The 23,927-nt window shown below is 49.1% G+C and carries 22 protein-coding genes; 18 read left to right on the forward strand and 4 right to left on the reverse strand.

Going from position 1 to position 23,927, the window contains the following annotated elements; genetic code table 11:
• Positions 1-128: 128 nt before the first annotated feature.
• Entirely contained in the window at positions 129-1,346 is a 1,218-nt protein-coding gene (locus tag PJDR2_RS13830; RefSeq protein ID WP_015844322.1) for a chloride channel protein, read from the reverse strand.
• Positions 1,347-1,492: 146 nt separating this feature from the next.
• On the opposite strand from PJDR2_RS13830, the gene PJDR2_RS13835 reads away from it, so the two are divergent.
• From PJDR2_RS13835 to PJDR2_RS13885, 11 genes are all read left to right on the forward strand, one after another.
• Positions 1,493-2,050 (forward strand): GNAT family N-acetyltransferase, encoded by a 558-nt coding sequence (locus PJDR2_RS13835; protein ID WP_015844323.1) that lies wholly within the window; start codon positions 1,493-1,495, stop codon positions 2,048-2,050.
• Positions 2,051-2,067: 17 nt separating this feature from the next.
• Positions 2,068-3,129, forward strand: coding sequence for a M42 family metallopeptidase (locus PJDR2_RS13840; protein WP_015844324.1), 1,062 nt, complete (start codon positions 2,068-2,070; stop codon positions 3,127-3,129).
• A 3-nt stretch (positions 3,130-3,132) separates the two neighbouring features.
• Positions 3,133-4,452 carry a sensor histidine kinase gene (locus tag PJDR2_RS13845; RefSeq protein ID WP_015844325.1) on the forward strand — a complete coding sequence of 440 codons (1,320 nt, stop codon included), beginning with the start codon at positions 3,133-3,135 and terminating at the stop codon, positions 4,450-4,452.
• Between the two features lie 15 nt (positions 4,453-4,467).
• Positions 4,468-5,097: a response regulator transcription factor gene (locus tag PJDR2_RS13850; protein WP_015844326.1), complete on the forward strand. Its 630-nt coding sequence runs from the start codon at positions 4,468-4,470 to the stop codon at positions 5,095-5,097.
• Between the two features lie 135 nt (positions 5,098-5,232).
• The gene (locus PJDR2_RS13855; RefSeq protein ID WP_015844327.1) at positions 5,233-6,150 is read left to right on the forward strand and encodes a DoxX-like family protein; all 918 of its coding nucleotides are present in this window, start codon (positions 5,233-5,235) and stop codon (positions 6,148-6,150) included.
• Positions 6,147-6,821 (forward strand): DUF4166 domain-containing protein, encoded by a 675-nt coding sequence (locus PJDR2_RS13860; protein WP_015844328.1) that lies wholly within the window; start codon positions 6,147-6,149, stop codon positions 6,819-6,821. The genes PJDR2_RS13855 and PJDR2_RS13860 overlap by 4 nt, the downstream gene beginning before the upstream one ends.
• Before the next feature lie 123 nt (positions 6,822-6,944).
• Positions 6,945-7,991 carry an HD-GYP domain-containing protein gene (locus PJDR2_RS13865; protein WP_015844329.1) on the forward strand — a complete coding sequence of 349 codons (1,047 nt, stop codon included), beginning with the start codon at positions 6,945-6,947 and terminating at the stop codon, positions 7,989-7,991.
• A gap of 21 nt (positions 7,992-8,012) precedes the next feature.
• Complete coding sequence (locus PJDR2_RS13870) at positions 8,013-8,909, forward strand: diguanylate cyclase (protein ID WP_083778123.1); 897 nt, start codon at positions 8,013-8,015, stop codon at positions 8,907-8,909.
• Between the two features lie 22 nt (positions 8,910-8,931).
• Positions 8,932-10,722, forward strand: a complete 1,791-nt coding sequence (locus PJDR2_RS13875; RefSeq protein WP_083778124.1) for a GAF domain-containing sensor histidine kinase — start codon at positions 8,932-8,934, stop codon at positions 10,720-10,722.
• A 26-nt stretch (positions 10,723-10,748) separates the two neighbouring features.
• Positions 10,749-12,416: a thiamine pyrophosphate-binding protein gene (locus PJDR2_RS13880; RefSeq protein WP_015844332.1), complete on the forward strand. Its 1,668-nt coding sequence runs from the start codon at positions 10,749-10,751 to the stop codon at positions 12,414-12,416.
• A gap of 120 nt (positions 12,417-12,536) precedes the next feature.
• Positions 12,537-13,472 (forward strand): glycerophosphodiester phosphodiesterase, encoded by a 936-nt coding sequence (locus PJDR2_RS13885; protein WP_015844333.1) that lies wholly within the window; start codon positions 12,537-12,539, stop codon positions 13,470-13,472.
• A gap of 3 nt (positions 13,473-13,475) precedes the next feature.
• Here PJDR2_RS13885 and PJDR2_RS13890 read toward each other — a convergent pair whose 3' ends face one another.
• A complete protein-coding gene (locus PJDR2_RS13890) occupies positions 13,476-13,676 on the reverse strand; it encodes a hypothetical protein (protein WP_015844334.1) in 201 nt (66 codons plus the stop codon).
• Between the two features lie 146 nt (positions 13,677-13,822).
• On the opposite strand from PJDR2_RS13890, the gene PJDR2_RS13895 reads away from it, so the two are divergent.
• The 5 genes from PJDR2_RS13895 to PJDR2_RS13915 are packed head-to-tail and all read left to right on the forward strand — an operon-like array spanning position 13,823 to position 19,119.
• The gene (locus tag PJDR2_RS13895; RefSeq protein ID WP_015844335.1) at positions 13,823-15,046 is read left to right on the forward strand and encodes an MFS transporter; all 1,224 of its coding nucleotides are present in this window, start codon (positions 13,823-13,825) and stop codon (positions 15,044-15,046) included.
• A 29-nt stretch (positions 15,047-15,075) separates the two neighbouring features.
• Entirely contained in the window at positions 15,076-16,521 is a 1,446-nt protein-coding gene (locus PJDR2_RS13900) for a spore germination protein (protein WP_015844336.1), read from the forward strand.
• Complete coding sequence (locus tag PJDR2_RS13905; protein WP_015844337.1) at positions 16,518-17,723, forward strand: Ger(x)C family spore germination protein; 1,206 nt, start codon at positions 16,518-16,520, stop codon at positions 17,721-17,723. The genes PJDR2_RS13900 and PJDR2_RS13905 overlap by 4 nt, the downstream gene beginning before the upstream one ends.
• Positions 17,724-17,760: 37 nt before the next feature.
• On the forward strand, positions 17,761-17,991 hold the full coding sequence (locus PJDR2_RS13910; protein WP_015844338.1) for a hypothetical protein: 231 nt from the start codon (positions 17,761-17,763) through the stop codon (positions 17,989-17,991).
• Between the two features lie 36 nt (positions 17,992-18,027).
• A complete protein-coding gene (locus tag PJDR2_RS13915) occupies positions 18,028-19,119 on the forward strand; it encodes a GerAB/ArcD/ProY family transporter (RefSeq protein WP_015844339.1) in 1,092 nt (363 codons plus the stop codon).
• Here PJDR2_RS13915 and PJDR2_RS13920 read toward each other — a convergent pair.
• Positions 19,116-20,150 carry a ParB/RepB/Spo0J family partition protein gene (locus tag PJDR2_RS13920; protein WP_015844340.1) on the reverse strand — a complete coding sequence of 345 codons (1,035 nt, stop codon included), beginning with the start codon at positions 20,148-20,150 and terminating at the stop codon, positions 19,116-19,118. The two genes, PJDR2_RS13915 and PJDR2_RS13920, sit on opposite strands and share 4 nt — an antisense overlap.
• A gap of 121 nt (positions 20,151-20,271) precedes the next feature.
• Here PJDR2_RS13920 and PJDR2_RS13925 point away from each other — a divergent pair, with 121 nt between their 5' ends.
• A complete protein-coding gene (locus PJDR2_RS13925) occupies positions 20,272-21,285 on the forward strand; it encodes an SDR family oxidoreductase (RefSeq protein WP_015844341.1) in 1,014 nt (337 codons plus the stop codon).
• Between the two features lie 50 nt (positions 21,286-21,335).
• Here the strand turns inward: PJDR2_RS13925 and PJDR2_RS13930 are convergent, their stop codons facing one another.
• Entirely contained in the window at positions 21,336-22,169 is an 834-nt protein-coding gene (locus tag PJDR2_RS13930) for a sugar phosphate isomerase/epimerase family protein (protein ID WP_015844342.1), read from the reverse strand.
• A gap of 188 nt (positions 22,170-22,357) precedes the next feature.
• Between PJDR2_RS13930 and PJDR2_RS13935 the strand changes: the two genes are divergently transcribed.
• The gene (locus tag PJDR2_RS13935) at positions 22,358-23,926 is read left to right on the forward strand and encodes an MDR family MFS transporter (RefSeq protein ID WP_015844343.1); all 1,569 of its coding nucleotides are present in this window, start codon (positions 22,358-22,360) and stop codon (positions 23,924-23,926) included.
• Position 23,927: the final 1 nt, after the last annotated feature.

Below are 23,927 nucleotides of genomic sequence, written 5' to 3' on the forward strand. Positions count from 1 at the left end.
GCCGTGAACGTTATACGTTTACGGCTGTTTTTTGTTTGTCTTAGCAGATCGCGAACAGGATCATGGAGCGTAAACGCACTTTCTATCATTCGCTTCTCCATCCTATGAAGGTAAATGCCCTAAGGTGCTTAGCTCCACAATTCTTTGAAATAACGCCGCGCACGCTGTGCGGAATAAATGCCCGGCGCCCCCGAACACAGATAAGCGACTGCGCATCCGATCAGCATATAGAGCCAGCCGTAGCCTTGCAGGCCAAACAGCTCAAGACCGAGAATAAAGCTGGCAAGCGGTGTATTGGTTGCCCCGCTGAAGATCGAGATTAAGCCGATACCGGCAAGCAGGGGAACGGAAACGGCAAGCAGCTTGGCAAGCGCACTGCCAAATGTTGAGCCAATCACGAATAATGGCGTAACCTCGCCGCCCTGGAATCCGGATCCAAGAGTAATGGAAGTAAAGAGCGTTTTCCACAAGAAGGCAAGCGGAGCTGCTGCTTCCTCGAAGGAATGCTGCAACAACGGAAGACCAAGGCCTAAGTAATTCCGTGAGCCGATGAGATAGACCAATGCGATGATGATTAGACCGCCAACAAAGCTTTTGATCATCGGATTCGGCAGCAGCTTCGTAAACCAGGCTTTCAGCTTATGGGTTAAAGTAACGAACAAGAGGGCTGAAAGTCCGAATAATACGGCTGCCGCGGCAACTTTGATCAATAGCATAACGCTAGGGGGAGGGATTGTCCCCATCGAATAATGAAGATGGCGTACGCCCCAGGCTAACGTCGTATAATGGCCTGCATAGCTGGCGAGAAAAATCGGCAGAATGGACTCGAGTGAAATGGCGCCAAGCGCGGCAACCTCCAGGGCAAATATAGCACCGGCAGCGGGAGTGCCAAAGACGGAACCAAATCCGCTGCTGATTCCGCACAGCAGGATGATTTTTCGTTCCGCGCCGCTAAGCTTGAAGCGCTTGCCGATCATTTCCGCCAAGCTGCCGCCCATTTGAACCGCCGTACCTTCCCGACCCGCAGAACCGCTGAACAGATGGGTAATAATCGTACCAAATAGGACTAGCGGCGCCATGCGCAGAGGAACAGCGGTCTCTCCGCCATAGATCCGGTCAAGCAACAGGTTATTGCCTTTTGCCGCATCCTTTCCGTATTGCATATAAAGCCAGCTGACCAACGCTCCGCCTAGAGGGAGAAGCCACAGCAGCCACGCGTGCGTCATGGATGTTTCCGTTGCCCATTCCAAGCTTGTCAGGAATAGAGCGGACGCCGACCCGGTACAAATGCCGACGACAGCCGCAACGGCCAGCCGGACTAGGGATGTTTTCGTAATATTTGCCATAAACCCAATAAGCTCCTTGCTGAAAAGAAATTCACGCGAACCATTATTTATTTACTATCGTACATTTTGAAAATTACGTCAATAACGGGCAGAAGTGGTACACTAGAACTCAGATGAGTATAGGCGAAAAGGAGTCAGAGCAGCAAATGTTGTTTACGACCTTGAATGAGCTCGACATTACCGTGTGGCCGCTTGCAAAGAAGCTGTACGAACAGTCGTTTCCGAAGGAAGGGCGAAAGCCCGATGCGATTATTAACGGGATGTTCCGGAGAATGCCGTGCTATCTCCATACCCTTACCGATGAGGGCCGTGTAGAAGCAATGGCATTGTCCGGTCTTACGGGCGGAGGGAAAATACTGCTTATCGATTATATCGCGGTTTCCGGGCAGCGCAGGGGAGAGGGAATCGGCTCTCAACTGATCGAAGCCATTGCGGATTGGGCGCAAAAGGTCATGCTGCTTGACGGACTGCTTATCGAGGTGGAGTCGGAGCATGCGCCAGCAAACGAGCGGCGCATCCGGTTCTGGGAGCGGAACGGGTTCAAGATTACCGATTACGAGCATCCTTATATCTGGGTGCCGGAGCCATACCGGGCGATGTACAAACCGCTCAGCAAGGAAAAGGCCTGGCTTGGGGACGGGAGCGGAAAACAGCTGTTCCGTTACATAACCGCTTTTCACGAAAAGGCATATTCCAAGAAATAAGCAGGAGGAGATCACACATGGATAACCCATTAAATAAAACATTAAACCGGAGGTATATCTTAAGATTTCTGGAGGAACTTCTTCAGATTCCAAGTCCTAGCGGCTATTGCATGAACATCATGACCCGTCTCGAGGAAGAAGCGGCGAAGCTTGGTTATACGATGGAGCGAACGCCTAAGGGGAACGGAATGATTACGATTGGGGGCAGCGGCAATTCGGCAGATGCGATTGCTTATACCGCCCATGTCGACACGCTTGGCGCTATGGTTCGTTCCATTAAACCAAACGGCATGCTTCGGATTACTCCTATCGGGGGGTATAACATGCAGACGGTAGAAGGAGAATATTGCCTGGTTCACACTAGGGACGGAAGGCAGTATGAAGGTACGGTCTTGTCTAACAAAACTTCTGTCCATGTCTATTCGGACGCAAGGGAATGGAAGCGGGACGAAGCCAACATGGAGATCCGGATCGACGAGAATACGTCCAGCAAGTCGGAAACGGAGACTCTGGGCATTGCGGTAGGCGATATCGTGTCGTGGGATCCGAGAGTGCGGATTACGCCGCTAGGCTGGGTGAAATCCCGGCATCTCGATGACAAGGCCAGCGTTGCGGCGTTGTTTGGTCTTCTGGAATGGATGAAGCGGGTCGATAAAAAGCCGGAGCGTACGCTTAAGCTTATTTTCTCCACTTATGAAGAGGTAGGACACGGCAATTCTTATATGCCAGCCGACATTACGGAGCTCATTGCGGTTGACATGGGAGCGATTGGAGACGATTTGTCCACGACGGAGCGGGATGTATCGATCTGCGCCAAGGATTCTTCCGGACCGTACGATTACGAGATGACTTCGAAACTGATTGAGCTTGCAAAGCTGCATCAGCTGCCTTATGCCGTGGATATTTATCCGCATTATGGCTCCGATGCTTCTGCTGCGCTGCGGGGAGGAAGCAATATTCGCGCAGCATTAATCGGTCCCGGCGTGCATGCCTCGCATGCGATGGAACGGACTCACGCCGATGCGATCGTAAATACCGCAGCTCTGCTGCTTGCATACTTGGGATTATCCGTTTCCTAACGGATGATTTATTACTTCTTCGCGCTGCTGACAGCCGCGGTCATCTTGCTGGTAAACAATCCCCGCAGCGAGATGAACCGCTGGGCGGCGTTTTTCCTCAGCGCAGCCGCGATAGGCGGTTTGACGGATGTATTGATTCGGTATGGCTATAACGAATGGGCGAACATCGAGCAGCTGCTTAACCATACATTATCGCCTTACGGCATTCTTGTATTTAGCATTGTTTATTCGGAACTGGTATCCGAAAAAAGAATGAGGCTTTATTTGAAGCTGGCTTTGCTTGTTCTTCCTGTTTGGATGATTCTGACGACGCCGTTAAAGCCCGAAATCCGGCTGGATTACCGGTTCTTGCTGGGCTGGGCAGCCCTTTATTACATCGCTGCGTGCCTTTTGCTTATCGTCTCCTTATGGAAGGAGACGAACCGCCGCAAGCGACGGAACCGTTTTATAGCAACTATTATTATTGTGCCGACTATTCTGGCGGTGCTGCTCTTCATTAACATAGCGGCAGTTGTTGCTCCCGATTTGGAGGCTTTCCGCTATGTATCGTTGTTCATCATTTATTCGTTATCCGTTGCTTTGATTTGTACGTTTATTTACGGTGTGCTGGGAGTTAGGCTGCGCTTTGAGAAGGATCCGCTCGAAGGAACAATGAAGGCGGTCAGCTTAGGAGCGGTGCAGCTTAATCATTCCATCAAAAACGAAATCGGCAAAATTGCCATCAGCTCGGATAACCTGAAGAGGGAGCTATCAGACCGGTCGCCAGACTCGTTATCGCATCTTGCTATCATAACGTCTGCCTCGGAGCACATGCTTGACATGGTCAACCGGATTCACAGCCAGATGCGAGACATCGTTCTTGCAGAGAAGCCATTCAGGCTGGACCAGCTGGTGGAAAGCTGCTTGGCTTTGAATAAAGGGTTGTTTGAGAAGAAGGAAATCCATATCCAGTACGATTATGCCTGCCGTCCAATTATGATTGGCGATCCCGTTCATTTATCTGAAGCAATCGGCAACGTACTTATGAACGCAGCTGAAGCGGTGGAGACCGGAGGGGAATTAACCATTCGTCTGGGACGAGAAAAAAAGTCCGTGCAATTAACGATAAATGACGATGGGAAAGGGATACCGGCTGATCAGTTGGAGCGGGTATTTGAACCGTTCTTCAGCACGAAGAACCGCTCAAGCAACTATGGTCTAGGCCTTTCTTACGTCTATAATGTGATGAAAAAGAGCGGAGGTTCGGTTGACGTAATTAGCAGGGAGAATGAAGGGACAACCGTCATTTTTCATTTTACCGCTAAAAACATCCGCTTCGGCTGACAGGAGGATCATACCATGTCAACGATAAAAATCTTTCTAGTCGAAGATGATCCGGACTGGATCCGGGCAATGACCGCCTATTTGAACAGCGAGCCCGATCTGGAGGTCGCAGGCTTCGCGAACACATCGCGTGAAGCGATTGAGAAGGCGCGGCAGCTGGACTTCGATGTTGTCCTGCTGGATATCCAGCTGACGGACTACGAGGAAGAAGGCATTCATACCGCTATCGAGCTGAATGATATTCATCCGGCGAAGATCATTATGCTTACTTCCATGAAGGATGAATCCATCATCATGCAGGCTTTTACAGCGGGGGCGGTTAATTACGTGGAGAAGACCAACTACAAGGAGCTCCCCCATGTCATAAGGAACGCGTATCAGCATCCACGGGCAATGGATGCTTTGCTTAAGGATTACGCCAGGCTGAAGCGGGAGGAGCAGCTCAAGCAGCTCACTGCCGCCGAGCGCGAAGTGTTCGAACTGATCGAGCAGGGCTATACGCAGCCGCAGTTGGAGAAGAAGCTCTACAAGACGGAAAGCACTCTGAAGAATCAGGTGAACAAAATGCTTAAAAAGCTGGGGGTAACAAGCCGCAAAGAAGCCGTGGAAAAGGTGCGGCGCAAAGGCTTGCTTCCCCCAAAATAAAGCTATATGGCAAGGACGCTGCTTTGAAAAAGCAGTGTCCTTTTTTTTCTGCGAAAAGCAAGGTTCTAAAAAAGTTAGAACTGCCGGCTTTCCGTCTCCCGTCCTAGAATGTAGGGGAAGGGAGCTGAATGTCCAATGAAAAGAGAACCGATTTATGTGGAACTAAATATTCATACCGATATGGAAAAGCTGTGGACCTGTACCCAGACCGCCGAGCTGCACGAACAGTGGGATTTGCGCTTTTCAAGCATTACTTATCTGCCCCGTAACACAGATAGGAACACGCAAGCCTTTCGCTATGAGACGCGTATTGGATTTGGCCTTCGGATTAGCGGTACAGGGCGGACGAAATCATCCATACATGAAGGAACGGGGGCGAGGCTTTCTACCCTTGCTTTCGGCTCGGAGCAACCGATTTCCTTAATTCGTCATGGTGCGGGATATTGGCAGTACCGCCCGAACGCGGATTCGATTACCTTCCTTACGAAATATGATTATGCCACCCGGTTCGGGCGGTTGGGGCAATGGTTCGACCGCCTCTTGTTCAGGCCTTTATTCGGATGGGCTACCGCTCTCAGCTTTGATGTTTTGCGGCTGTGGCTGGAGAAGCGGATCCCGCCGGCAGTTAGCTTGCAGCGAACGTTAATTCATTATTTATGCACGGGGCTATTGTGTCTGCTATGGCTGTATGAAGGTCTTGTGCCAAAGTGGATGCATCCGGAAGCGGGGGAACTAGGCATTATGCAAAGCATGCATATGTTCCCGGGAATTGAACTGCAGGCTCTGAAATGGCTAGGAGCATCGGAAATTCTGTTAGGATTGCTGCTTCTGCTGTATCACCGGACGAAATGGATTTATTACCTTCAGGTAGTCGGATTATTGGCTCTTGCAGGAGGCGCCTTGATTTATACACCTTCGCTTCTGGCTCAGCCGTTTAATCCTTTTGTACTAAGTGCGGCTATGTTAGGTCTATGCTTGACGGGCATGTGGACTTCCAGGGACTTGCCTGACGCCGCCAATTGCATCCGCAGGAAAGGGGAATCGAAGAAATGACTAGATCCATCTACGAACAAGCATTGGGAGCGCAATTCAAGAATCTCCATCCACGCATCCAGGAGAGATTTGGTTTCAGCAGCAAGGATCAGATCGCTTCAATCGGCCAAGGGGTCATGGACCGGATCTGGTTCAACAAGTGGGCGGCTTTGCCGCTTGCGTTAGGAGCTTCCCGGCATATTATGTTCCCGCAGGGAGGAAGCGGCATCCCCTTTACGATTGAAAATTATGCTTATCGGGACGGGTTTGGCCGAGAGACGGTAACCTGGATACGCAAATTCCAATTTAAGCGGTCCATCCGGCATTTTGACGCAACGATGATTTACAGCACCGATAGAAAAGGAATCGTGGACTACCTGGGTAATAAGCAGCATTTGGCGGTAGATTTGGACATTACCGCTGCAAGCAACGGAGGAATACGGATCCGTTCGGGAGATCAGAGGTTCTATGAAGGCCTGATTCAATTTACCTGGCCGGCACAGCTCACCGGAACGGCCGATGTAACCGAATGGTATGACGATGACCGGGAAAAGTACCGGATTTGGGTGATCGTCAGCAGCCCCGTATTGGGCACGGTTTTTCATTATGAAGGGAGCTTTGACGCTGAATTAATCCCCATGCGGCACATTCCGGTCGATGCGAAGCCCCTAAGGGAAGAAGCGCGAGAGTGATGTCAAATATTAGCTTCGCATGAAACGACAAATTTTTCTAAACAAAGGAAGGAGAAAAAGACTATATGTCGAATGAAATAAGGATTAAAGCTTCATGTATTCATGAGAAATAGAGGTTGAAGCATGCATAATTCGGTATTTTTCAAGAGCGTCATTAACTCAAACTCCATATTTGATTCAATGGGGCTTCTTGGCCATTTTTTAAAAGATACGATCGGCTGCGAGCAAATTTGTTTATTTCTAATGGAAGATTCACAGCGTCAGGAGCCGGCAGCGTATTCGTACAACATGCTGCAGGTGGATACCAGCCAGCTCCAGCAGCTTGCCGTAGAAGCTGATTTTTTCGAGCATATTCCAGATGGAAGACCACTGCGACTAGATGATACGATAGACGGAATCTCCCTTTCGGAGACGTCTTTCCACACGATATATCCCTTCCATATTAAACGTAATGCAACGTATGGCACACTCCTGCTTTGTTTTCAATCTCAGCGATCATTAACACCCGAAGAGCTTCAAATTTGCCGAATTAATAAACTGCATATGGACCAGCTTATCGATAAGATCTACTTCCGCAAGCAATTCCTGAAGGAACAGTCTTACGAAAGCCTGTTTAATACGCTGAGGATGAAGGACAGCTTCACCGTGGACCATTGCTATAATGTCGCCTTTTATTCCTCATTGCTTGGAGAAAGGCTTGGTCTTTGTCCGTCAGAGCTTGAGCTGCTGAAGCTGGCCGCTCTTCTGCACGATATCGGCAAGCTGGCAATTCCGGATCATATATTAATGAAGCCCGGCAGGCTTTCCGATGACGAGTTTGACGTGATCCGCCAGCATCCGTCTATCGGCTACCAGCTTCTGAAGGATCTGCCGGAAGTGAAGGACATCCTGCCTATTGTCAGGTGGCATCATGAGCGTATTGACGGAAGAGGTTACCCGGATGGCCTGAAGGGGGATGAAATCCCGCTGCTTGTCCGGATTGTCAGCCTGGCGGATGCATTCGACGCGATGACTTCAACCCGGGTGTACCGAAGCTCCCTTCATGTGGAGGAAGTCCGGAAGCAGTTAATTACGAACGTTAATACGCAGTTTGACGAACAGCTCGTCACGCTGTTCCTCGAGATCATCGATGAGCAAATGACGATGAGAACCTTATCTACAGGTGAATGAAATCGGAAAGAGAGTTGGAGTATGTCATTGCGTGAAAAGATACTCATCGTAGACGATGAACCGCATAATGTACAAATTCTTCGTATATTTTTGAACTCCTTAAATTACAGCATACATACGGCAGAGTGCGGCTCTGAGGCATTACGGTTGTACGATGAGATTCGGCCGGATCTCGTACTACTTGACGTGATGATGCCTGACATGTCGGGCTTTGACGTCTGCAAGCAATGGATGAGCCGGGAAGAATTTGATACACCAGTTATCTTTTTGTCTGCCAACGTGCAAAAGAAAGATATTTTGCAAGGACTGCAGCTTGGGGCCTTTGACTATTTGACCAAGCCTTATGATCTTGATCTGCTCGAAATGAAAGTCAGCTATGCCCTAGGTCAAAAGCAGAAGCTGGAGCGTTTGATTAGCGACAAAGAAAAACTGTCCGAAAGAGCGAATACAGACGCTTTAACCGGACTGTACAACCGGATGTATCTGAACGAGGTGCTGCTGGAATCATCGGTTAGCTTGGACGATTATGGCGCGATGCTGATGATCGACATGGACAACTTCAAAATTATTAACGATACGTTTGGCCATCTTGTAGGCGATCAAGTCTTGCAAGCGATTGCCTCCATTATTCAGAAGGCCATCTCGCCGGAGAATGATCTTGCCTTCCGCTTCGGAGGGGACGAGTTCCTTGTATTGCTGCAGCAGGAACAAGGAGCAATGGAGACTGCGCAGCAGATAATCCGGACGGTAAACGAACTTGCAATCGGCTCGCTGGTGGAACAGAGTGCGAAAGCTTCAGTCAGCATCGGAATTACAAAGAGCTCTGACCATTATTCCTTTGAACAAATCATTGGCTTTGCCGACCGGGCCTTGCTGCGGTCCAAACAAAGCGGCAAAAATCAGATCACGATCTATTAAACGGATGGATAGGTGAATATTTATGATGGAATTAAAGAGCTTCAAGAAATTATTTCTGATGACGAAAGTGATTAATTCGCAATTTGAGCTATCCGATATTTTGCAAGTATTCGTAGACGCCATTGCAAGCGAGATTACGCAGGCTGATTTGGTCGGATTTTTCCTTAAGCAGCCTGACGGTACTTTCATCGGGTACAAGGGGAACAAGATGTCGATCGATATTACGGAGCTCCTGATTGATCCTCAGAAGGACCGCTTTGTCTGCGATATTCTGGAGAGAAGAGCAAGCGACTATATCGACGACACCAATTTTGACCCGCGTATTGACGATGATAAGAAGCTGCTGATGAAAATTAAATCGATTTTAGGTATTCCTGTTATTGTGAATGATTCGGTATTTGGCGTTGTATTCGTCCATGATTTCGGTAAGCCGATGAATCTGACCCGCGAACAGATCGAAGTAACGGAAGCGTTCGTCAATATGGTCAGCGTTGCCATTCATAATATACAGATGTTCGAAAACACGAAAAATCTCGTGGACAAGCAGCAGCTGCTGCTGGACGCAACAAAAGCATTGTCCAAGTCGCTGTCTGTCCGAGAGGTATTAAAAACCTGCTTCCATTATATGAAACGGGCTACGGGTTCGGATGAAGTGGGGATCCACTTATATAACGAGAAGGACCGTACGATCGAGCCTTATCATATTTCCTCGGTGAGCGTAACGGAAGAGGAATGGAAGAATAGGCACCGCGAAGATATCAAGCTGAGCATTGATAAAGACAAGCTGTTCTATGAGGTTGTTACGGAGAAAAAAGCGATAGCGATTTCGGATGTTTATGCGGATCCGCGCCCGGATCACCGGGCTTGCGAGATGTTTGGCATCAAAAGCCTGCTGCTCATTCCGCTTGTGGCAAAGGACCGCGTGTTTGGCGACGTAGTCATCCCGACCATGAACAAATGCCGCGAATACGAGCCGGGCGAGATCGAATTCTGCCAGTCTATTGCGGATGTAACGGCTACTGCTCTGGCGAATGCCATCCATACCGAGCATCTGGATTATTCGGTAAATGTTCGCTCGATGGAACTGCAGCAGGCAAACTTCAAACTCGAAGGATTGGTGAAAGAGCTCGAGTACCTGAATGAGCTGAAGAGCGATTTTATCGCAACGCTGTCCCATGAGCTTCGTACTCCTATTACGGCCGTAAAAGGTACCGTTGATATTTTGCGCAAGGAAGTGCTCGGCAAGCTGAACGATTCCCAGCTCGATCTTCTCGAGACGGCGGGTAAATCGATCGAGCGCTTGCTGAATCAGGTGAATGAGCTGCTTGATTTCGCCAAGATGGAGAACGGGAAATTCGAACTGATGTATTCGGAATTCGATTTCGAAGAGTTGATCCGGGAAGCCACGCATATCGTAGACTCTCTAATCAATAAGAAGAAGCTGGAGCTTGCCGTAGAGATTCATGCGGGCGAGAACAGAACGATGCGGGCTGACCGCGAGCGGATTTTGCAGATTCTGCTGAATCTTCTGTCCAATTCCATCAAGTTTACCCCTCAAAGAGGCAAGATTACGATTAAGGCTTATATGGAAGACAATGAGATGACGATCGAAGTGATTGATACCGGAATTGGAATTCCCGTGGAGAAGCAGAAAAATATTTTCACGAAGTTTTATCAGGTGAACAATCAAATTAACGGTACGGGCCTTGGCCTTGCGATATCGAGGCAGCTGATTGAAATGCATGGGGGGAAAATTTCATTTGAATCAACGGAAGGAGAAGGCTCCGTATTCAAATTTACCGTTAAGAAATAAGAGAAAGAGATACGAAGGAGAATAAGATGAGAGCAATCGAAGCTGGATTAAGATTTTTGGTTAGTCAAGGGGTCAAGTACATTTTCGGAGTCCCGGCGGGCTCTATCAACGCTTTGTATGATTGCTTGCATGAACTTCCAGAATTAACATCCATTGTAGCCAAGCATGAGTCAAGTTCAGGTTATATGGCGGCAGCCTATACTAGAATTACGGGTATTCCAAGCGTTTGCGTGGGCTCCAGCGGTCCCGGCGCAACAAATTTGGTTACACCTGCCGCAAATGCATGGCGCGAGAAGCTTCCGGTTATTTTCCTGACGGGCGCAATCCCTACTACGAAATTCGGCAAAGGCGGAGGACAGGAGCTTAATGCAGATCCAATCTTCGCTTCCGTCACGAAGCTGAGCAAGACTGTTACGGATCCCGAAGATCTGCCAAGGGTTCTTGCCGAAGCATACAACACCGCAATTAGCGGAATTCCGGGACCTGTACACATTACGATTCCGATCAACATGCAAATGACGGAGATTGGCGAGCCTGAATTGTTAACGGCGGTTCAGACACAACCCATCCAGCCGGGCGCGGATGAGATTGAAGCTGCAGCAGCAGCCGTTAAGAAAGCTGGGCGCCGAGGCGCGTTAATGCTTGGACATGGCTCCAAGGAATTTAAAGATACGATTCGGCGTTTCGCCGAGCTCACCGGCTGGCATGTGGCGACAACACCTCGCGGCAAAGGCGCTTTTCCTGAAAATCATCCGCTTGCGCTCGGCGTCTACGGTTTAGCGAGCAATGATTCGGCAGTAGACTACCTGCGCGGCGATAACCATGATCTGTTAATGATAGTTGGCTCCGCATTAGGCGAGTCGGCAACAAGCAGTTGGGATGAGCGGCTGGTGAACGGCAAACAGATCATTCACATCGATCATGATAAACGGGAATTAGGCAAGAATTTCGATACCGATTATCCGGTACATGGGGATATTGAGCTTGCGGTATGGCAACTGATCGATCGATTGACCGCAGGCGTGAAGGAAGAGCAGCTTGAGGAAATCTCCAGCGCGTACAAGGAAGCTGCTGTCGCGTTGGAAGCAGCTGGTCCCGGTACTGAAGACTGGAATACAAGATCTGCAATTCGCCAGCTTAATCTTCTTGCGCCAGACAATGCAAGGTACTATGTGGATATCGGCGAGTTTATGACATACTCGATTAAGAATATCGTAATCCGCGAGGAGCAAGAGTTCGATATTAACATTAACTTCGGCGGAATGGGATCGGGTATTAGCGGTGCTCTCGGCGCTCAGCTTGCAGAGCCGGCTCGCCCGGTTATCAGTATTACCGGTGACGGCTGCTTCTTTATGCATGGCATGGAAGTTCTGACGGCCAAGGAATACAACCTCCCGATCGTATTTGTCGTCATAAACAATGCCCGCCTTGGCATGGTATATCATGGACACATGATGCAGTACAGACGCTGCCTGGAGGATTTCTCCCAGCAGCGGACAAGCATCGCGGATGTTGCCAAAGCGCTTGGCGTCCGGTACGCTCAGGCTGAATCTTTGGACGAGCTCCGTCCGGAGCTTGCAAAAGACTGGTTCGACCAATCGAGGGGACCAATCGTCATCGAGATCAATGTCGAGGGGAACGAAGTCCCTCCGATGGGTGAGCGCGTTAAGTTTTTGCAGGGCGCAACCTATTAATTTAAAACGAAAAGCTGCTTCCGTTTTATTACGGAGGCAGCTTTTTTCGATTATCCGCAAATCGCATAAAAAGGGAAATGCCGTGACACGTTAATGGCAAGGGAAGGGAGGCGTTCAGCAATGCGAAGGAAAGAAATACCGTCCTTTTATTTCTATATGCTGCATGGCTTGCTTGTTGCTGTAGTTCTTGTCCTAGTCTTGTCATTAGCGGAGCATCCGGCCGTGTCCGCCGGTCAGAGGATTGCGAAGCACGCAGCTATTATTGCCCATCGCGGAGCATCCGGTTATGCCCCCGAGCATACCCTTGCTGCTTTTCGCAGCGCCATTGAAGCGGGAGCGGATTTTATCGAGATTGATCTTCAGCTTACGAAGGACGGCCAGATCGTTGCGATGCATGACAATACGGTTAACCGTACCACAAACGCAAAAGGCAAGGTGGGGGCCATGACCCTTGATGTCATTAAGCAGCTGGATGCCGGCTCCTGGTTTAATAAACATCATCCGATGTATGCCAGAGAAGAGTACGCGAGGCAGCAAGTGCCCTCTCTAACCGATATATTTACCGCTTTTGGCCGAGAAACGCATTATATTCTAGAGATAAAAGATTCGACTTACAACCCGGGAATTGAAGAAAAGCTATTGGAGACCATCTACCAGTACCGGCTTGAGGATCAAGTTATTATCCAGTCTTTTGACGCAAAGAGCTTAAAGAAAATCCATAGGCTGAACGACAGAATCGAATTACTGCAGTTGATGTGGTACAACACGCCAGCCCGGATCAGCAGCGTTTCTTTAAATAAAATTAAAAAATACGCGACAGGGATCAGCCCTAATTTTCCGAAAATTAATGCTGCCTATGTTCATAAGGTTCAAAAATCCGGTCTTCGCATTTACCCGTATACCGTTAATTATCAATTAAACATGGATCGGGCCTTGAGCTGGGGAGTTGACGGAATATACACGGATTATCCGGATCGGTTCCGCGAAGTGCTGCAGCAGAACAGCAGTTATGTATATTTGCTTCGCCATACGCTCACCCAGTGGCTGTACAACTGACAACTACCGGTTGCTGCGGAGTTTTAATGTACGCCGGATCAGCATAGGCAAGGTCATGCTTCCGGCTGTTGCTGCTATAAACGAATGAAAGGGAATGATTAGGGCGTAGTATGTAGCTGTACTGATAACGATATCAATCAGAATGAACTTTCTAACCTCCGCTATCGGAATAACCACGATAACAATCGATTGTCTATTTCCCATTTCTGCTTCCTCCAGCTCCGATAATCTCTATTTCCCATCTTATTGCGGATTATATTTGTCCCATTCGGATTACCTGTTACATAATGGCATTCGTCACAGGGCACATTGTAAATAACAATTTGGCTAAGAATGGAGGCTGGGTGTAGATGAGTGAAGCTGCGGCGTTACTGCGTACGTCAAAAAACCGCAAATTGCTGTTCAGCGCCGGATTTAGCTGGTTATTTGACGCCATGGATGTTGGGCTTGTCTCGTTTATCGCAGCGGCTTTAAGCGTCGATTGGAACCTCAATGCTGAGCAGATTGGTCTGCTTGCCGCGATAAACTCTACGGGAATGGCATTTGGCGCAGCGGTATCCGGATCGCTTGCTGACCGCTACGGCCGAAAAGCCGTGCTACTATGGACCTTGCTGCTGTTTTCCGTAGCCAGCGGATTATCTGCCCTTGCACCCAATTTGTTTGTTCTGGCTTTGCTGCGTTTTGTTGCGGGATTTGGTTTAGGCGGGGAGCTTCCGGTTGCATCTACGTTAGTATCCGAATCGGTGCCAGTTGAAGTAAGAGGCAGAGCGATTGTTCTGCTTGAGAGCTTCTGGGCAGGCGGCTGGATTCTTGCTGCTCTCATCTCCTACTTTTTTATTCCGCATTACGGATGGAGAATGGCACTTGTTATCGGTGCTATACCCGCGGTCTATGCGTTGTTCCTAAGACGGGCAATTGAAGATTCCCCGCGCTATAAAGAGCAGGCCGACAGGAGAAGGCTTAGCTTTGGCGAGCGTATGGCTTCCTTGTGGTCGGGTCCCTACCAACGGGCCACCGTAACATTGTGGATTCTTTGGTTCACCGTCGTCTTCTCTTATTACGGCATGTTCCTGTGGCTGCCAACCGTTATGGTCTTGAAAGGCTTTACGCTCGTCAAGAGCTTTCAATACGTGCTTATTATTACATTAGCCCAATTACCGGGATATTTTACGGCTGCCTATTTGATTGAAAGGGTCGGTAGAAAAGCGGTACTCGGCATTTATTTGCTTATGACGGCCGCGTGTGCCATTTGGTTCGGTAATGCCAGTACCGCCGGCATGCTTCTTACTGCAGGCATTTTCCTGTCCTTCTTCAATTTGGGGGCATGGGGAGCCATGTATGCTTATACGCCGGAGCTGTACCCTACAAGCGTTCGCTCGACCGGAGTAGGCTTTGCCGCAGCCTTCGGGAGGATTGGCGGGATAATCGGACCGTATCTGGTAGGCTTGCTAATTGATAACGGCACAACGATTAATGCCGTTTTTGTTGTTTTCTTTGTTGCGATCGTCATCGGTGCGCTAACGGTCATGTTGTTTGGCCGGGAAACAAAAGGTAAGGATCCTGACCGCGCGTAGGCGCGGTCTGCAAGTAGGAGGACATGAGGATGAAAGAGGATGGCTTCTCCCCATTGCTGCATGCCAACATAGAAAGAATGAAGCTGATGATGGGATACAGCTCGGACTTTATCGTCCGCGAGCTGATCCTCGCTGGCAACAAGAAGACGGTTATCTTTTATCTTGATGGCATGGTAGACAAGAGGGAGCTTCAAGACAGTGTTATTTCCGCATTGCTTGATCGGACGCCTGAGGAGCCGGTTACGCTTCAGGAACTGAAGGATCATGTTCTGGACGCAGGGGATGTATGCGTTATCCGTACGCTTGAAGCTGCTTTGGAGCAAATTTTCTCCGGCAGCTTATTTATTATGGTGGATGGAATTGTGGATGGATTAAGCGTTGCGCTGCCAGGCTGGAACGACCGCGCCATTACGGAGTCCAAGACCCAATCGGTTGTCCGCGGTCCTCAAGACTCCTTCACGGAAACTCTGCGCACCAATACTACCCTGGTCAGACGCAGAATTAAGGATACAAGAATACGGATTGTCTCGCTCAAGGTCGGCAAAATGACCAAAACCGATGTAGCGGTTATGTATATGGACACACTTGCCGATGAAAAGCAATTGCATAGACTAATTGGACGTCTGCAAGCTTGCAAGCAGGATCGGGTTCTGGAGGGAGAATACCTGGAAGAGGTGCTGCGTGAGAAGCAGCAGCATACGATATTCCCGACGATCTATAACACGGACCGGCCGGATACGATCGCAGCAGGCATTATGGAAGGGAAAATCGCTCTATTCGTTGACGGCACCCCGTTTGTGATGCTGACGCCTGCGCTGTTTGTTGATTTCATACAGTCGGCGGAGGATTATTACCAGCGTCCTTTTTACAGCAACCTTATTCGGCTGCTTCGTTACGTGGCTCTTGCAATCTGTCTACTCGCTCCGTCTGTCTATATTGCTCTTACGACCTTTCATCAGGATATGCTGCCGACTCAGCTGCTGTTAAGTCTGGCTGCCCAGCGGGAAGGCGTACCGCTTCCGGCCTTTATCGAAGCGCTGCTGATGGAGGGCACGTTCGAGATATTGCGGGAAGCCGGAATACGTATGCCGCGTACGATCGGCCAAGCGGTATCGATTGTTGGCACGATTGTGATCGGCCAGGCCGCTGTAGAGGCTAGTATCGTCTCCGCGGCAATGGTTATTATCGTATCGATAACCGCAATTTCCAGCTTTGTCATTCCGGCGTATGCCATGTCAATACCCATTCGGATCATACGCTTCGCGTTTATGGTCTTGTCGGCTTCCTTTGGCGTTTACGGCCTGACTATCGGCATCATTGTCCTTGTTGTGCATCTGTGCCATCTTCGTTCTGCCGGCATTCCGTACTTAAGTCCAAGCGCTCCTTTCCATGCCAGCCAGCAAAGCGATGCGATCTTTCGCCTGCCTTATTGGAAATCAACGAAAGGGCAGACGAAGCAGGGTCGGTCTTCATGAACGCTTGCAAAAGGATAGGACTGGCTTTTACCGCTTTATTACTGGTGGCTTCGCTCCTGACGGGATGCTGGAACCGGCGAGAGCTGAACGCGATATCCGTTGTGCTGGCTATGGGAATAGATTGGGTAGACGAACAGTATCAATTGACCGTTCAAGTATCAGACCCGTCCCAGATGTCGATGAATCGTTCAGGCGAGCGATCTCCTGCCATTATTTTCTCGGAACGCGCGCCAACAATTTTTGAAGCGCTGCGCAAAATTACGACCAAGGCTTCGCGAAGGATGTATTTATCCCATATGCGGATCGTCATTATTAATGAAAAGATTGCGGAGCGCGGGATTCGGAATCCTCTTGATTTTCTATTCCGGGATCACGAGGTCCGTCCGGACTTTTTCATGGCCGTTGCGAAAGGCTGCGACGCCCAAGACATTCTAGCGTTCGTTACGCCAATGGAAGTGCTGCCAGCCATCGATTTATACAAATCGCTTAAAGTATCAGAGAGTGCCTGGGCGCCTACTTCCGCGGTCAATGTGGTTGATATGATGCAGAAGGTAACGAAGGATGGAATCGAACCGGTTCTAACGGGAATTACGCTTATCGGCAACAGAAACAAAGGGATGAAGATGGATAATGTGAAGCAGCCCAAAGCATATGCCGAATACAAATATACGGGAATCGGCGTGCTTCTGGATGACCGTATTGTGGGATGGTTGGGCGAATCGGACAGCAAAGGCTACAGTTATGTGACTAACAATGTACGCAGTACAGTTGGCCATGTGAGATGCCCCAGCGGCAAGGATAATTTTGTCATTGAGATCTATAAATCGCATGCCGAGATTATTCCTTCCATAAAAGACGGCAAACCGCACGTGAAAATAGAAATGAAAAGCGATGCCAACATCGGCGAATATCATTGCGAAGAAGATCTTGGCGATGAGAAGGCATTCAGCCAATTGCAGCGGGGAGCCAGGGAAGAACAAAAGATTACGCTTGAGCACAGCATCCGTCATGTGCAGCAGAAATACGGCTCGGATATTTACGGCTTTGGGGAAGCCTTTCACCGGAAATACCCGAAACAATGGAGCAAATGGAAGAAGCAATGGCCTGAGATATTCAAAAATGATCTGCAGGTGGAAGTTGTTATCAAAAGCGAGCTGCACAAAACAGGAAAGATCGTGAACACGATTCACAAGCAGCCGTAACAGCTAAGAGAGGTTAATCTTTCGGGAGGCGGACGAAATGGATCATTTGATTATTCTGCTGATTTTTCTGGCAGGAGCTTATATGGAGTATCGCGTCCTGATGAAGAAACGGCAAATACGCGAGATTGCAGTCAGCGCGAGTTTCCTTACCGTGGGAGTTGTGCTTGTATTGCTTCAACAGCTTCAAGTGAAGCTGCCAAGTCCAATAATGGGGATCAATGCCATATTCAAGCCGATTGATTTATTTATGTCCAACCTGCTTAAGTAGTTTTTAATCGAGGAAGAAAGAGAAGGGAGGCAGAGCATGGAAAATGAGAAGCTGACGATCCGACAGATGACGATGTGGTTTATCCTGTATCAGCTGGGCAGCGCATTTCTTGTTCTGCCTTCTAATCTGGCTTCCATTGCCAAGCAGGATGCCTGGATTTCTCTTTGCGTGGTATTGTTTGTTCAACTGACGATGATTACGGTGTACGGCGGAATTGTCAAACAGCTGAACGGTGTCCCGTTTGAACAATATTTACAGACGTTATTTGGCCAATGGTTCGGCAAGCTGCTTCTGCTGCTCTTTACGCTATTGTATCCTTTTCTCATCTTAGGTCTGGTTCTGCGCGATCTGGCGGATTACATAACAACGGTGATTTTGCCGGAAACGCCTATGTCGGCTATTTTTGCTCTGATGCTTGGCGTGGTCATATACGTGGTGTACTGCGGGGTAACAACAATCGGGCGTGCGGCGGAAGTACTCTTTTTCCTGGTCATGGGGCTGTTAGCGTTAGGTTATGTTCCTCTGATCCCCAAAATGAGCCTGGACAATTTGCTCCCGGTATTCGAGTTTGGCTGGAAGCCGATTGTTCATGCTTCCTTTACCACTATCGCTTTTCCCTATATTGAAAGCGTACTGTTCCTGTACTTCGCCACGCATACGAAAAAGCCGCATGAGTGGAAAAAGCTTGTCATCAAAAGCTCGCTGTTCTCTGGTTTTCTGTTTATGTGCGTCACGGTTATCGTTATTGCCGTTTTGAGTCAAGGTGTCGTCTCAACCATAGGCTTTTCTAGCTATTTTGCCGTCCGGACGATCAGCTTCAGCGATTTCTTCGAACGTTTTGAGATCGCGGTGTCCGTTATCTGGTTTATCGCGATCTTTTTCCGCATGTCTTTACTTATGTACGTATGCGCAAAAGGTTTAACGACCGTGTTTAATTTAAAGGATTACCGGTCTTTATTAATACCGATTGCCCTTATTTCCTATGTGATGGCCGGAACAGTATGGCCAAACACGGCAGTCTTGTCCACGACCTTCCGCATTTGGCCATATTATGCGATGATCTTCGGGATCATCTGTCCGATTCTGATCTGGATAGCGGGGCAAATCAAGCAAAGCGTATCGAATTAATTGGATGCCGCGATTTTTTTCAGCTTGTCCCATTCCTCGGTATGGCTCCGCAATTGCTCTAACAACGCTTCCATCCTTCTAATAAGCTCCGCTCTCTCCTCGGCATTCAGCTCCTGCAAGGATAAAGCCGCTTCATTGGGCAGCGGGGTGAAAGAGGGCAGAGCAGCCAGCAGCTGATTGAGCTTCTTATCCACCGCCTCGTAGGGGCTGACCGGAGAAGGCGTAGCCTCGACTGCAGCTGTTGTTCCTGTCTCAGTCGCCTCGGCGGTCTTATTCTTCTCCGCCTTAGGTGCTTTCGGTTCGGCCGGCTTCGCTTTCTCCGCCTTGTTATGCTGCTGAATGGACCAGGTCTCCAGTAATCCGGGACCCGATTTGTAAAGGAGCTTGTCCTTTGTAGCAGCAGAGATATCTTTGTCCTTGAACAGCTTGGCTATCTTCTTCACGTCTGTAGGCGGCATTTCGTCTCTTGCCATAAGAAGAGCCAGCGGATCGCGATGCTCCATTGGCAAATCCTTAAGCGGCAGCAGCTGATCCTCCGTGAGACGGTCCTTGCGGATTTCCGTGCCGCCAATGATAAGCTTTCGAACCGAGTTTCCAAATTTAAGCAGCTCGCATTTGTTCTTTATGTACGATTCCGGTTTGCCGAACTTGCTGGCAAGGAATTTAACGGATCGGCTAAATTTAGGGTCGGTCATCAGCTTGTTGAAAGCCTCTGCTTCTTCAATCGGAGAGAAGCCTTGACGCGTCAGGTTCTCGGCGATTTGCTCCAAATAGATCTCCTGCTCATCGGTCATGTTCGTCACGATACAAGGAATCGTGTCAAGTTCAAGCCGCTTGCAAGCCTTATAACGGCGGTTGCCGTAAATAATTTTATATCTTCCGCCATCAATCGTTCTTACTTTAATGGGGGAGAGAAGCCCGATTTCTTCAATATTACGCATCAGTTCGACCAAAGCTTCTTCATCGAACTGGTAGCGGGGCTGATCCGTATCTTCGTCGATTTGGTTTAATGGGAGTTGTACAATATCCATCACTTATCTCCTATTCTATTGATCTATCTTTCTATTATACCTTAAACATTGCTCCTGTTGCTTTTAAGCTTTACACTAGTACTGAAGTAAGCCATTATGTTGGTTGGAGGAGCGATAAGACATGAATGTATTGTTTATCGGCGGTACCGGCTTGATTAGCCAAGCCGTATCCAAGCTTGCTGTACAGAAAGGAATTAACCTTTATTTGTTCAACCGGGGAAACCGGGACGGATTTGTGCCCGAAGGCGCGAAGATCATTACCGGGGATATTCGAGATCCCGAGTCCGCCGCGGCAGCGCTGGAAGACTATCAATTCGATGTCGTGGTGGATTGGATCGCTTTTACGCCGGAGCATGTTCAGACCGACATTGATTTGTTCCGGGGACGCACGAAGCAATATATCTTTATCAGCTCGGCCTCGGCTTATCAGAAGCCGCTGCAGCATTATATCATAACGGAGCATGCAACGCCGCTTGAAAATCCGTATTGGCAATATTCTAGAGATAAAATCGACTGTGAGCAGCTTCTTATGAAGGAGTATGCCGCAACCGGCTTCCCGGTTACGATTGTCCGTCCTTCCTTTACGTACGGGGATACGATGATCCCGGCATCGCTTAACAGCTGGTCGCATCCTTATTCGCTTGTTGCGCGTATGCGCGAGGGCAAGCCGATTATTGTTCACGGAGACGGTACATCCCTATGGACGATGACACATAATTCGGACTTTGCAAAAGGTTTCGTGGGGTTGCTTGGCGAGCAGACCGCGATTGGAGAAGCGTACCATATTACATCCGATGAAGTTTTGACTTGGAATCAGATTTACGAGGCGATTGGCTCTGCTGCCGGAGTTAAGCCGAACCTGGTACATATTTCTTCAGAATTCCTGATCACCTACGACCCGGATTTGGAAGGCGGTCTGCTTGGCGATAAAGCGGTAAGCGCGGTATTTGACAACAGCAAAATCAAGAAACTGGTTCCGGACTTTGTGGCTACTGTGCCATTTGCGGAAGGGATTAAACGGACCATTGAATGGTTCGAAGCTCATCCGGAGAAATGTATGGAGGACGAAGCCTGGAACGAGCAAATGGACCGCATCATTGCGGCGCATACATCAGGAATGAAAATAAAAGGATAGTTATTACAAAAAAAGCGATGCAGGGATTACCCTGTATCGCTTTTTGCCGTCTAGGAAGCCAGATAAGAGGAAACGATCCGTTTCACGCGTTCCATGCCTTCCCACATATCACCGGGACCGTCGTAGATCAATACATAAGCACCGTCAAATCCCGCGGATGCGACGGTATCCAGACAGAGGCGAAGCTCGGCTTGATCCGGAATGCCGTCTGCATCATATTGCGGTTTGACATGGACGGATACGCTAAGCGGAGTCGTAAGAGCAATCTCTTCATATTTCAATTGGCCTTTAAAGTTGCCGAAATCCGTAATCGTTGCCGCGTATTCGCCCCATTGGTCGAGAAGCTTTTTGGAGCTTGCGCCAGTAGAGGTAAGTGCCTTGAAGTTTTCCGTGATCACCTTCACGCCAAGCGTGCGGCCATATTCCGAAAGCTCGGCCAATCTGGCTGCGGAGAACGTTACAGCCTCTTCATTCGTAGGAGAAGCCTCGCCTGCAACAACCCGGATCTGCTTTGCCCCGCTTAAGGAAGCGATTTCAATCCATTGGCGGATATAGGCCATATCAGCTTCTACGCGGGCTGGATTCGAGGAAGTGATATCACCGTAATCAAGGAGCAAGGTATCGAAGGACAAGCCTGCTGCCGCGAATGCCTGCTTCACTTGTGCCAGATAGTCAGGTTCGGTCGACGGAAAATGGAAGTGGCAGACCTCAACGGCTTGATAACCGCGTTTGGCAGCTTCCGAGGGCAGCTCGAGAAGAGAATGCAGTAACGGCTGTTCCTGAACGGCCGTATCGAGAGTGCCGGTTTCTTCATTCCATACGGTCCAGCGTAACGGTCCGAGATTGCGGTGCAGGCTCCAGGTACTTAACGATAAATATGACATATGTACAAATCCCACCTTATCGATTGTTTTCTCTCTGTCATTATACATCAGATAGGTTAACAATTAATTTATTCAATCTAGGGATTAATTTATTCATTTTAGGGATTGATCATCACTCAAATTTGAGTATAATAAGCTAGGGTATTCAAATTTGAGTACGGACAAATGACTATAGAAGGGAAGTTCTTATGGACGCGAAAAAAAGTAGTGTCAAATTAGTAATCGCGGGCCTTTTGCTTGGCTTGTTTATGTCGGCGCTCGATCAAACGATCGTATCGACGGCGATGGCCAAGATCATCGAGAAGCTGGGCGGAATGGATAAATTCGTATGGGTTTATTCCGCTTACATGATCGCAATGGTGGTCGCAACGCCTATCTTCGGCAAGCTGTCCGATATGTACGGACGGAAGCGGTTCTTTATTTCAGGCCTGATCTTTTTCCTGATCGGTTCCATACTTTGCGGCACGGCAACCGACATGAATCAGTTGATTATCTACCGTGCTATTCAAGGTGTCGGCGGCGGCGCGATTATGCCGATTGTCTTCACCATTATCTTCGACTTGTTCCCGCCCGAGAAGCGTGGCAAGATGATGGGTCTGTTTGGTGCCGTGTTTGGCATCTCGAGCGTATTTGGTCCGATTATGGGCGGTGCCATTACCGATAATATCAGCTGGCGCTGGATTTTCTACATCAACGTTCCAATTGGCATCTTGTCTCTGATCTTTATTATGAGAGGCTATCAGGAATCGAAAAATCACCGGAAACAAGCCATTGACTGGGCAGGTGCTATTATCCTGATGGCGGCGGTTCTGCTTCTGATGTTTGGTCTCGAGCTTGGCGGCACCGACGGCTGGGCATGGGATTCGTTCAAAACAATTTCTCTGCTTGCCGGCGCGGGTATTCTGGCTATTGTCTTCCTGATTGTTGAGAAAATGGCGAAGGATCCGATTATTCCGCTGACCTTGTTCAAGAAGCAGCTTTTCACCAGCAGCATGATGATCAGCCTTCTGTACGGCGGTATTATGATTGCCGTCGCAACTTATATTCCGCTGTTCATGCAAGGCGTATTCCATCTGTCGGCGACCAGCACAAGTACGGTTCTGACACCGATGATGCTTGGAGTCGTAATCAGTGCGCAGGTCGGCGGCCGGATTGCGAACAAAGTCCGTTTCCGCGACGTTATGATCGTATCTTCGATCGTACTGATGGTCGGAACGTATTTGCTTGGCTATGTGATGGATGCCTCCTCGAGCCGTGCTCTGATTACCGTATTTATGGTTATCATAGGCCTCGGTATTGGCGTATCCTTCTCCTTGCTGAATATCTCGACATTGAACTCCGTTCCTCCTCAATACAAGGGTTCGGCGTCGTCCTTGATCACGTTCTTCCGCACAATCGGTTCCGCGCTAGGCATTACCGTGTTTGGCGCGATGCAGAAATCGCATTTCCAGAACTCGCTGCAAGACGTGCAAGGCATCAAGCCGGAAATGGCGGCACAGATCAAAGGCGGACAGGCGCTGCTTGATCCGACGGTTCAGGCTAAAATGGGGCTGCCGGCTGATTTCGTGACGCTTCTGCTTGGCAAGCTGTCCGATTCCATACTGTTTATTTTCCAATGGAATGTCATCCTGCCGATATTGGCGTTTGTATTCGCGATTCTGATGGGCCGCGCCCGTCTTGAGCTTCCACCCAAATCGAATCAGGCTCCAGCCAAAGAGGATGCAGGCAAGCCGGAGCCTTCTTTCTCGGGGAGATAAG

Source organism: Paenibacillus sp. JDR-2 (genome assembly GCF_000023585.1).
GTDB lineage: Bacteria > Bacillota > Bacilli > Paenibacillales > Paenibacillaceae > Pristimantibacillus.

What these genes read in the sequence shown, in the direction of transcription:
- PJDR2_RS13830 (WP_015844322.1), bottom strand. Translation starts at nt 1,346, where the DNA reads ATGGCAAATATTACGAAAACATCCCTAGTCCGGCTGGCCGTTGCGGCT.
- PJDR2_RS13835 (WP_015844323.1), top strand. Translation starts at nt 1,493, where the DNA reads ATGTTGTTTACGACCTTGAATGAGCTCGACATTACCGTGTGGCCGCTT.
- PJDR2_RS13840 (WP_015844324.1), top strand. Translation starts at nt 2,068, where the DNA reads ATGGATAACCCATTAAATAAAACATTAAACCGGAGGTATATCTTAAGA.
- PJDR2_RS13845 (WP_015844325.1), top strand. Translation starts at nt 3,133, where the DNA reads ATGATTTATTACTTCTTCGCGCTGCTGACAGCCGCGGTCATCTTGCTG.
- PJDR2_RS13850 (WP_015844326.1), top strand. Translation starts at nt 4,468, where the DNA reads ATGTCAACGATAAAAATCTTTCTAGTCGAAGATGATCCGGACTGGATC.
- PJDR2_RS13855 (WP_015844327.1), top strand. Translation starts at nt 5,233, where the DNA reads ATGAAAAGAGAACCGATTTATGTGGAACTAAATATTCATACCGATATG.
- PJDR2_RS13860 (WP_015844328.1), top strand. Translation starts at nt 6,147, where the DNA reads ATGACTAGATCCATCTACGAACAAGCATTGGGAGCGCAATTCAAGAAT.
- PJDR2_RS13865 (WP_015844329.1), top strand. Translation starts at nt 6,945, where the DNA reads ATGCATAATTCGGTATTTTTCAAGAGCGTCATTAACTCAAACTCCATA.
- PJDR2_RS13870 (WP_083778123.1), top strand. Translation starts at nt 8,013, where the DNA reads ATGTCATTGCGTGAAAAGATACTCATCGTAGACGATGAACCGCATAAT.
- PJDR2_RS13875 (WP_083778124.1), top strand. Translation starts at nt 8,932, where the DNA reads ATGATGGAATTAAAGAGCTTCAAGAAATTATTTCTGATGACGAAAGTG.
- PJDR2_RS13880 (WP_015844332.1), top strand. Translation starts at nt 10,749, where the DNA reads ATGAGAGCAATCGAAGCTGGATTAAGATTTTTGGTTAGTCAAGGGGTC.
- PJDR2_RS13885 (WP_015844333.1), top strand. Translation starts at nt 12,537, where the DNA reads ATGCGAAGGAAAGAAATACCGTCCTTTTATTTCTATATGCTGCATGGC.
- PJDR2_RS13890 (WP_015844334.1), bottom strand. Translation starts at nt 13,676, where the DNA reads ATGGGAAATAGACAATCGATTGTTATCGTGGTTATTCCGATAGCGGAG.
- PJDR2_RS13895 (WP_015844335.1), top strand. Translation starts at nt 13,823, where the DNA reads ATGAGTGAAGCTGCGGCGTTACTGCGTACGTCAAAAAACCGCAAATTG.
- PJDR2_RS13900 (WP_015844336.1), top strand. Translation starts at nt 15,076, where the DNA reads ATGAAAGAGGATGGCTTCTCCCCATTGCTGCATGCCAACATAGAAAGA.
- PJDR2_RS13905 (WP_015844337.1), top strand. Translation starts at nt 16,518, where the DNA reads ATGAACGCTTGCAAAAGGATAGGACTGGCTTTTACCGCTTTATTACTG.
- PJDR2_RS13910 (WP_015844338.1), top strand. Translation starts at nt 17,761, where the DNA reads ATGGATCATTTGATTATTCTGCTGATTTTTCTGGCAGGAGCTTATATG.
- PJDR2_RS13915 (WP_015844339.1), top strand. Translation starts at nt 18,028, where the DNA reads ATGGAAAATGAGAAGCTGACGATCCGACAGATGACGATGTGGTTTATC.
- PJDR2_RS13920 (WP_015844340.1), bottom strand. Translation starts at nt 20,150, where the DNA reads ATGGATATTGTACAACTCCCATTAAACCAAATCGACGAAGATACGGAT.
- PJDR2_RS13925 (WP_015844341.1), top strand. Translation starts at nt 20,272, where the DNA reads ATGAATGTATTGTTTATCGGCGGTACCGGCTTGATTAGCCAAGCCGTA.
- PJDR2_RS13930 (WP_015844342.1), bottom strand. Translation starts at nt 22,169, where the DNA reads ATGTCATATTTATCGTTAAGTACCTGGAGCCTGCACCGCAATCTCGGA.
- PJDR2_RS13935 (WP_015844343.1), top strand. Translation starts at nt 22,358, where the DNA reads ATGGACGCGAAAAAAAGTAGTGTCAAATTAGTAATCGCGGGCCTTTTG.